Below are 1161 nucleotides of genomic sequence, written 5' to 3' on the forward strand. Positions count from 1 at the left end.
GTGGAAGCGCGGCGACGTGTGGAGCTGACTGATACTAATCGATCGAGGACTTAACCATATAGAATATAGATTACTCGTTCTTCAAACTTCTTCTGCATTATCCAGTTTTGAGGGAATGAAATTTTCTCTTGAAAAAACCTGAAAAGGCATTATAATAATATATGTCTGATTCATTGTCTGGCGACAATGGCGAGAAGGCCACACCCGTTCCCATACCGAACACGGAAGTTAAGCTTCTCAGCGCCGATGGTAGTTGGGGCCTTGCCCCTGTGAGAGTAGGACGTTGCCAGGCTATAATTATTCCGCAGTAGCTCAGTGGTAGAGACGAGCATCTCTTCCACGAGTAAGCTGCGAGTTGTACCCGCCGAGCCGCTTCTTGCGAGTCTTCCTGAGGCGGGGACACAAATGAAATACAGGAGTATAGTTATACTAAATATTCCGCAGTAGCTCAGTGGTAGAGCAATCGGCTGTTAACCGATCGGTCGTAGGTTCGAGTCCTACCTGCGGAGCCAAAAAATGGAGAGCTGTCCGAGTGGCCGAAGGAGCACGATTGGAAATCGTGTATACGCTAACCGCGTATCAAGGGTTCAAATCCCTTGCTCTCCGCCATACATATTTTTAATATTGGCCCCTTGGTCAAGCGGTTAAGACACCGCCCTTTCACGGCGGTAACACGGGTTCGAATCCCGTAGGGGTCACCATTCATATGGAGGATTAGCTCAGCTGGGAGAGCATCTGCCTTACAAGCAGAGGGTCGGCGGTTCGATCCCGTCATCCTCCACCATAAGTTTTATTTTATCGTCGCGGGGTGGAGCAACGAGCGTTGCATCACCGAATGAACTGCGAGTTGTACCCATCGAGCCGCTGCTCGGCTTAGCTTTCTGAGATGGGGACAGCCGATGCCTGCAAATGGCATAGCGTAAAATAATTTTAGTTATCGTCGCGGGGTGGAGCAGTCCGGTAGCTCGTCGGGCTCATAACCCGAAGGTCGCAGGTTCAAATCCTGCCCCCGCAATTTGGTCTGGTAGTTCAGTTGGTTAGAATGCCTGCCTGTCACGCAGGAGGTCGCGGGTTCGAGTCCCGTCCAGACCGCCATTTATGGCTCAGTAGCTCAGTCGGTAGAGCAAAGGACTGAAAATCCTTGTGTCGGCGGTTCGATTC

6 tRNA genes and 1 rRNA gene are annotated in these 1161 nt (G+C 50.9%); all 7 read left to right on the forward strand.

Annotated features, from left to right (window positions below):
• The first annotated feature begins 176 nt into the window (after window positions 1-176).
• The 7 genes from rrf to AR337_RS14590 all read left to right on the forward strand — a co-directional run bounded on the left by rrf (window position 177) and on the right by AR337_RS14590 (window position 1095).
• Window positions 177-292: ribosomal RNA gene (gene rrf, locus AR337_RS14560) — 5S ribosomal RNA — on the forward strand.
• Window positions 293-437: 145 nt separating this feature from the next.
• Window positions 438-512, forward strand: a tRNA-Asn gene (locus tag AR337_RS14565).
• A 6-nt stretch (window positions 513-518) separates the two neighbouring features.
• Window positions 519-609: transfer RNA gene (locus AR337_RS14570), tRNA-Ser, on the forward strand.
• Window positions 610-626: 17 nt separating this feature from the next.
• A tRNA-Glu gene (locus AR337_RS14575) sits at window positions 627-701 on the forward strand.
• 7 nt (window positions 702-708) lie between these two features.
• Window positions 709-784 (forward strand) — tRNA-Val (locus AR337_RS14580).
• A gap of 157 nt (window positions 785-941) precedes the next feature.
• Window positions 942-1015 (forward strand) — tRNA-Met (locus AR337_RS14585).
• Between the two features lie 3 nt (window positions 1016-1018).
• Window positions 1019-1095: transfer RNA gene (locus AR337_RS14590), tRNA-Asp, on the forward strand.
• Window positions 1096-1161 lie beyond the last annotated feature (66 nt).

Source organism: Bacillus sp. FJAT-27445 (assembly GCF_001510665.1).
Classification (GTDB): Bacteria; Bacillota; Bacilli; order Bacillales; family Cytobacillaceae; genus Bacillus_D.